The sequence below is a fragment of the Microcoleus sp. LEGE 07076 genome (assembly GCF_015207455.1).
Taxonomy (GTDB): Bacteria; Cyanobacteriota; Cyanobacteriia; order Cyanobacteriales; family Microcoleaceae; genus Microcoleus.
The window spans coordinates 1-7,174 of the sequence record NZ_JADEWV010000256.1 but is presented as its reverse complement, the minus strand read 5'-3'; the positions used below and the strand labels follow the sequence as shown (position 1 = coordinate 7,174).

The 7,174-nt window shown below is 48.3% G+C and carries 7 protein-coding genes and 1 pseudogene; 7 read left to right on the top strand and 1 reads right to left on the bottom strand.

What is annotated here, in order from left to right; genetic code table 11:
- From IQ270_RS26350 to IQ270_RS26325, 6 genes and pseudogenes are all read left to right on the top strand, one after another.
- Nucleotides 1-182, top strand: a pseudogene (locus tag IQ270_RS26350) (serine/threonine protein kinase); the annotation flags it as partial.
- A gap of 527 nt (nt 183-709) precedes the next feature.
- A complete protein-coding gene (locus tag IQ270_RS26345; RefSeq protein WP_193976122.1) occupies nt 710-1,048 on the top strand; it encodes a DUF6825 family protein in 339 nt (112 codons plus the stop codon).
- A 121-nt stretch (nt 1,049-1,169) separates the two neighbouring features.
- Nucleotides 1,170-2,933, top strand: a complete 1,764-nt coding sequence (locus tag IQ270_RS26340; RefSeq protein ID WP_193976121.1) for an AarF/ABC1/UbiB kinase family protein — start codon at nt 1,170-1,172, stop codon at nt 2,931-2,933.
- Between the two features lie 414 nt (nt 2,934-3,347).
- Entirely contained in the window at nt 3,348-4,079 is a 732-nt protein-coding gene (locus tag IQ270_RS26335; protein WP_193976120.1) for a PP2C family serine/threonine-protein phosphatase, read from the top strand.
- A gap of 61 nt (nt 4,080-4,140) precedes the next feature.
- Nucleotides 4,141-5,346 (top strand): anhydro-N-acetylmuramic acid kinase, encoded by a 1,206-nt coding sequence (locus tag IQ270_RS26330; protein WP_193976119.1) that lies wholly within the window; start codon nt 4,141-4,143, stop codon nt 5,344-5,346.
- Between the two features lie 80 nt (nt 5,347-5,426).
- Nucleotides 5,427-5,876 carry a hypothetical protein gene (locus IQ270_RS26325; RefSeq protein WP_193976118.1) on the top strand — a complete coding sequence of 150 codons (450 nt, stop codon included), beginning with the start codon at nt 5,427-5,429 and terminating at the stop codon, nt 5,874-5,876.
- 758 nt (nt 5,877-6,634) lie between these two features.
- On the opposite strand, the gene IQ270_RS26320 is transcribed toward IQ270_RS26325, so the two are convergent.
- Complete coding sequence (locus IQ270_RS26320) at nt 6,635-6,832, bottom strand: NblA/ycf18 family protein (RefSeq protein WP_006635253.1); 198 nt, start codon at nt 6,830-6,832, stop codon at nt 6,635-6,637.
- Nucleotides 6,833-6,983: 151 nt separating this feature from the next.
- Here IQ270_RS26320 and IQ270_RS31515 point away from each other — a divergent pair.
- On the top strand, nt 6,984-7,174 hold a 191-nt coding region (locus IQ270_RS31515; RefSeq protein WP_228056719.1), incomplete at its 3' end, for a hypothetical protein.

Sequence of the window (7,174 nt, the reverse complement as noted above, 5' to 3'; positions counted from 1 at the left end):
CGCCTGCTGTGCCGAGTGCTGGAACCTTGTCCCCATCGGAATCCGCCCCGCCAGCACCAACATCGCCAGCACCGCCAATCCCCAGCCCTAGCGGCAGCAGTTCGGATAGTTCGATCGCTCCTTACTCATCGGCCCCCGTTCCAGAAACCGCTCTGCCTTTCCCAGCACCTGCGACAAATTAGTATGGTTTTTGTTGGTTAAAAGTGCGGACAAATACTTGCTTTTTTGACTCAGCAAATATCCATCGATTGTCGAAAAAATAACGCCCTTGGGCACCAGCGACTAGATCGCAAAACCTGTTTTCAGAATTGGAAAATCCCAACGACCTCAACCTGACTCGACCGCATATTTCCTATTCGATCGAAAATCGAAATGCCCCTAGGGGAAAAATGTATAAACCTTTGATATTTTAAAGAAATTATGTTAAAATATAGGCACCGACGCACAGGTTGTACTGTGTCGCGCATTGCTTGTGCCAAACCTGCGAGTTTGAGAAAGTAGTTAGCAACAAGGGATCAGAAAATCCGGCGGGTGGTAAAGGTGGCATCCCAGATACCAGTGTAAATCGATCGCGCACCGGAAAAAAAACTTGTTTGTTTCCAGGTCGAACTCTGGCAGTGCATCAATTATCGCAATCTTCCTTTGTTTGGAAGCACCATTGAGGATAAGCAAGTTATAATTTGTTGCGGAAGCGCAAAGAGATTTTTTTATGAGTAAACCCCCAGTTCATGCTTTTTTTGTAGGCAGAGCAGTTGCCGAAGCACTGTACGAGCAACTAGAAAGCGCAGCAACCAACGCTTTCTCTGAACTCGGCAAATTTGATGCCGAACAAAGAGAACGCCTGCGCCAGTTCACCGATCGAGTTGTAGAACGGGCTAATCGAGCTGCAGATGAAGCGATGCAGACGAGAACTGGCACTGCCACCACCAGCACGACTACCATTCAAGATATCCATCCTGCTGAGCTGCAAGCGACTATTGACGAGCTGCGCGCTGAAGTCGCCCTGGTGCGCTCAGAATTACAGCGCTACCGCAGCAGTTTGCCCTAAAAAAGGTAATAAAAGGGCGATCGAACAATTATTTACCGCCACGCGAGCGCAAGACCACGCGCTCCTGCGCTCCTACCTCCAATCAAAGCAACAACATAAAACACGCAATTTGGGAACCCAAGTGTCTGCTCTCCTTGATGACTCTGTTAATCGCCAGCGCTCCCCCAAGCGCAGTGGCGACGGCGATGAGCCAAAAACTACTAAATCCTACAAAAGTAAAGCTTATCGCTGGAATCGCGAAAAATACTCCAGGCAGCGGCGCTTCTTCGACATTTGGGCCTTTGTCCTGCTCTGGCTCGCTTCGCTGTGGCTCGACAGCAAAAACTGGAGCTATTGGGGAGGCGTGACAGAAGAAAAAAAAGTTGCCAGACGGCGCTTTCAAGCAATCTGGGTTCGAGAAACACTATTGGATTTGGGCCCAACTTTTATTAAAGTCGGCCAGTTATTTTCCACCCGCGCCGACTTGTTCCCCGCAGAGTTTGTCGAAGAACTTTCTAAACTGCAAGACAAAGTGCCGGCTTTCAGCTACGAACAGTTAGAAGTAATTGTCGAGCAAGATTTGGGCAAAACAGTTCAGGAACTCTACCGCAGCTTTGACCCCGTGCCCCTGGCCGCAGCCAGTTTGGGCCAGGTACACAAAGCTCAACTGCACTCGGGTCATGAAGTTGTGGTTAAGGTGCAGCGCCCAGGACTGCGGAAGCTGTTTGAGATAGATTTGCAAATTCTCAAGGGAATTGCTCGTTACTTTCAAAATCATCCTAAGTGGGGCCGCGGTCGAGATTGGATGGGGATTTATGACGAATGTTGTCGCATTCTCTGGCTGGAAATTGACTATCTCCATGAAGGCCGCAATGCTGATACTTTTCGCCGCAATTTTAGCACCTGCGACTGGGTGCTGGTGCCTCGGGTTTATTGGCGGTACGCCGCCCCCCGAGTGCTGACTTTGGAATACCTGCCGGGGATTAAAATCAGCCACTACGAGGCTCTCGAAGCGGCCGGTATCGATCGTAAATTAATCGCTCAGTTAGGCGCGAAAGCTTATTTGCGACAGTTGCTCAACGATGGCTTTTTCCACGCTGACCCACACCCCGGCAATATCGCTGTCAGTCCTGGCGGCTCTCTGATTTTCTACGATTTCGGCATGATGGGGCAAATCCAGTCCAACGTCCGCGAAGGACTGATGGAGACTCTCTACGGCATTGCTTCTAAAGATGGACAGCGGATTATGGATTCTCTGATCAATTTGGGCGCTTTGGTTCCTACAGGTGATATGAGTCCGGTGCGCCGCAGCATCCAGTATATGCTGGATAACTTCATGGACAAGCCTTTTGAAAATCAGTCGGTAAGCGCGATTACTGAGGACCTTTACGATATTGCTTACGATCAACCTTTTCGCTTCCCAGCTACCTTTACTTTTGTAATGCGAGCTTTTTCCACCATCGAAGGGGTAGGTCGAGGTTTAGATCCCGAGTTCAACTTTATGGAGGTGGCACAGCCTTTTGCCATGCAGCTTATGACTAATGGAAACGGCCCTGATGCAACGGGCAGCATTTTTAACGAAATCGGCCGTCAGGCGGCTCAGGTGAGTTCGACTGCTTTGGGTTTGCCCCGCCGGATTGAGGAGACTATTGATAAACTCGAACAGGGAGATTTGCGGATTCGCGTCCGTTCTGCCGAAACAGAGCGATTGATCCGTCGCATGACTAGCGTTCAAATGGGAACGAATTATACTTTGATGATGAGTGCTTTTACTTTGTCGGCGACAATTCTGTTTGTCAGCAATCTCGTTTGGCCGGCTGTCGGTGTTGCTTTGCTGGCTGCTGGTTCAGGGTTGGCTCTGCTGCGTTTGTTCAAGCGGATCGATCGTTTAGACAGGATGTCATAATCCGGGAATTTGAAATGGGAAATTTCAGGTTTGAGGTTTGTCGCTCGCCAAAATTTAACCTCGAATGTTAAGTTTTGGCTCGCTGACCACATATTTCTAAAATTTACAGCACTTAACTGCTTTGAGGCTAAAAACAGGGTTGATGCCTCAATTTCTCGTCAGCCAAACCTCTGATTTCTGGTGAAAATCTAGTTTTTTGGGGCTGGCGCTGCTTCGTCCCGGTTGATTTACGGAAATTTTCAGAGGCAATTAGCACCAGACGATCTACAATATAAGGTCAAGGAAGTGCAATTTTTTTAAACTGGCGATCGCGGCGACAGTAATTTGAAGTTTCGTTCGGGATGTCAGTTCAGTCATAAAAAATTGCACCAGTTAAATTAAGCTTTTAAGTTCGATGAGTCCATTCACCAATCTATGAAACGCTCTTTCGCAGGTAAGACAGACACAGGGCTAGTTCGTTCCGTAAATCAGGATTCGTACTACATAGACCCTGACGGGCGATTTTTCATAGTTGCCGACGGAATGGGAGGACACGCCGGAGGTCAAGAAGCCAGCCGGATTGCGACTGGGGCCATTCAATCTTATTTGCTAGAACATTGGGAAGGGCCTGAAGATTCTCCCCTGTTGTTGGAAAAGGCTTTGCTAATTGCCAATCAAGCAATTTTGACGGATCAGCTAGACCATCCTGAGCGTGCTGATATGGGTACTACGGCTGTGGTTCTGATGTTTAGGGATGAGGGCCGACCTTGGTGCGCTAATATCGGGGACTCTCGCTTGTACCGACTGCACGGAGCTCGCTTGGAGCAGATTACTGAAGACCAGACTTGGGTGGCTCAGGCTGTCAAAAGAAAAGCCCTGACTACGGAGCAGGCTCGCACTCATCCTTGGCGTCATGTTTTGTCCCAGTGTTTGGGTCGCGATGATTTGCGCGAGATAGATATCGTGCCGGTGGACATAAAGCCCGGAGATAGATTGCTGCTGTGCAGTGACGGCTTGACAGAGGAACTTTCGGATCCGTTGATTGCTTCGCCTCTCAAGTCGATTCGCGCTGGCGAAGGTGCTGCAACTGCTTTGATTGAAGCAGCTAAGGATAAAGGGGGACGCGATAATATTACTGTGGTGATCGTGACCATCGACCTCAAATAATATGCTCGCGCCCTCGCGCGGCCGACTATCTCCAAATCTCAAATCTCAAATCTCAAATTGAATGACCCGCATTATTGGTTTGATCAGCGGCACGTCAGTTGATGGCATTGATGCTGCTTTGGTTGATGTGCTAGGTTCCCAAACAGACTTAAAAGTAGAGTTGGTGGCCGGTAAGACTTTCCCTTATCCTGCTAATTTGCGATCGCAAATTCTCTCGGTTTGCAGCGGCGAGGCTTTGTCAATGGCCGAACTCGCCCAATTAGATGATGCCATCGCCCGACAATTTGCCAGTGCAGCCTTGACTATTCAAGCAAAATATGATACTAAAGCCGAATTAATTGGCTCTCACGGTCAAACTGTCTACCACCGACCTCCAAAAACAGGGGAGAAATATCTCCAAGATGGGCTGATGGGCTACAGCTTGCAACTCGGACGGGGCTCTCTAATTGCCGAATTGACAGGCATTACTACTGTGAGCAACTTTCGATCGGCAGACATTGCAGCAGGGGGTCAAGGAGCACCCTTAGTCCCCATAGTTGATGCCTGCCTGCTGGCCGAACCCAACCACAGCCTCTGCATCCAAAATCTGGGCGGAATTGGCAATGTTGCCTATCTCCCACCCCAGGAAAATCGGGAAAATCATAACGAGTCGGAAATTTCCGCTCTTGGGGATGGCATATTGGGTTGGGATACCGGACCGGCTAATTCGCTGCTAGACTTGGCAGTGCAGCACTTCTCCGGCGGCACTTTGACGATCGACGTAGGTGGAGAGTGGGCGGCAAGCGGTACTCCCTGTCAAGCTTTAGTCGCGGATTGGCTCGCTCAAGAGTTCTTCCGCCTCCCACCGCCGAAATCGACGGGGCGAGAGTTATTTGGTGCAGACTATTTCGATCGGTGTTTGGTAGAGGCATCGGCTTACAATCTCAGTCCGGCTGATGTGCTAGCTACTTTGACAGAGCTGACTGTGGCTTCGATCGTTGGCAGTTACCAAACTTTTTTGCCGGCAATGCCCGATCGAGTTTTGCTGTGCGGCGGCGGTAGCCACAATCTCTACTTAAAACGCCGATTGCAATCTCAATTGCACCCAGTGCAAGTGTTGACTACCTCCGAGGCCGGCTTGAGTGTAGATTTTAAAGAGGCGATCGCTTTTGCGGTTTTAGCCGCATGGCGGGTTCGGGGCATTCCCGGCAATCTGCCTCAAGTTACTGGTGCCCGGGTACCGGTACTTTTAGGGGAAATTAACTCTTGTTGGCACAGTTGGGCGTGATAGCATATAGTTTGAGGGACAACGGCTGTGCGTTGTTGCACCCGTATTGTAGCCAGCAGGAAAAGCATAGGAACAGCACTGTGGCTCACACGTTTTTAATGGAATCAGGCCAATGGACGTTCGAAGGAAGTTGGATTGAGCGCAATGGCGTGCCAATTACGGTTAAAGGCAAAACTTTACTTAGCTGGAACCGAACAGATTGGTTCAATATGGTGACGAAGCTCGTTTTTCCAGGAGGCGATCGGGAAGATATTATTTTGAATTACCGAGGACACCTCAACAGCGACGAACGGCAGTATACTTATGTACTCCAACACAGCGAACTCGGCCGCGTTGAGGGCGAAGGTTGGATTGCTCCCCAGTCGATCGTCCAGCGTTACTGGGTACTGGGAGACGAACGGCAGCGGCGCACTGGTTTTGATACCCTTCACCGGGTTGATGACAATCGCTACTATCAATCTAGCGGCATCATGTCGGGTCATTACTTGACCAGTACGATGGAGGCGACTCTGGAGCGTCAGCCGGAATGACACTTGAGGATAGAGTCAGCAGTTACGAGTTCTAGGGTGCGATTTGAATATTGAAGGTATTGCTAGTCGGAGGTCGCGCTCAAATGTCCGGCTAGCTCCATTGTTGTTAAACCTCGTAGAGCGCAAATACAGACAAATATATTGAATTGGTAAAAAAAATTATTGATTTAAAAATTAACGCTGGATTATAATTAATAATTATCAAATTTTCAAGTCTAGGCGCAATACATTATTTTTGTGTAATTTTTTTTGTCGCTCGACAGATTGCTCGGATATCCAAATTGATGAGAATCAGGAAATACACTCTGACATACTCACCGCCCTTTCATGTGCTGTAATTCTGGACATCTCATCGGGATGTGCTATCTCTGCATACTCTTAATTTCCCGATTTTGTCCGTTTCAAGTCTGCCAATGCTTTATGGCAACTTGGCGCTTTAGCTTCGGCGTTGGATGCAACCATTACCGTTTTTGCCCTTCCAAATGAGATAACTCATCAAGAGTTTTGTTTTAATGTGTCTTGAGCATAGAGATATTGTGATTGTGACAATATTCTAACATAAAGCGGTTCTAAAAGGACGAGGCTTATATCCGATGTTTTATGTCAAATTTTCCCGATCGACAATGAGTCTGTGCAGATACTTTCTCCATAAGCGTGGGTTCTACCATCGGCTCAAAGAGTGACGCCCCATCACCCCCAACTCCTTTCCAACTGAGGGAACAGAGTAAGAGACGGAGGTCGCCGACTGCGACTCTGTGCTACTCAACACCGGGGTTAGGTTCTAAACCCCAGTGGTGTTTGAGAAAATGACGGTACATAGTTTCCCGCAACATCATTTGCTCGTAAAGCTTGACCAAAAACTCCTGAGCTTGTTCGCGGCTCATGTCACTTACCTGTGTTTTGAAGGAACACAGGCTAAATTGTTGCTCCAAAGACAATTCTGCTGGTTGGCTCATGACGAAAGACTCCTGTGTCAGTAAAGGTGACTTGAAAATAAAAAACCTGGATCAACCCAATTTGTAACTTGTTTCAGCGATCGGCTCTTGGTTTCAGGATGCCCTCCTGGCCCATCTGGCTTTAGTATATATTACAAAAGGTAACAATTATTTGACAAAATTACCATCTGTCCCAGGAAATAATTTATCAATAAAGATGGCGAAATGTCTGCAAAAGTTCCTTCCGCAGGCATATACAACTGTATCTACTTGTCTAGAGAAAAAAGGCTCAGTACGAACCAAAATAATTGAAGCGCTTTATACCAAATCTGTGAAGCCGCTCTCCGGGAGAGTGTGGGAGAG

Excerpts from the sequence above, each read along its gene's own strand:
- IQ270_RS26345 (WP_193976122.1), top strand. The coding sequence starts at position 710 with ATGAGTAAACCCCCAGTTCATGCTTTTTTTGTAGGCAGAGCAGTTGCC.
- IQ270_RS26335 (WP_193976120.1), top strand. The coding sequence starts at position 3,348 with ATGAAACGCTCTTTCGCAGGTAAGACAGACACAGGGCTAGTTCGTTCC.
- IQ270_RS26330 (WP_193976119.1), top strand. The coding sequence starts at position 4,141 with ATGACCCGCATTATTGGTTTGATCAGCGGCACGTCAGTTGATGGCATT.
- IQ270_RS26320 (WP_006635253.1), bottom strand. The coding sequence starts at position 6,832 with ATGAGCCAACCAGCAGAATTGTCTTTGGAGCAACAATTTAGCCTGTGT.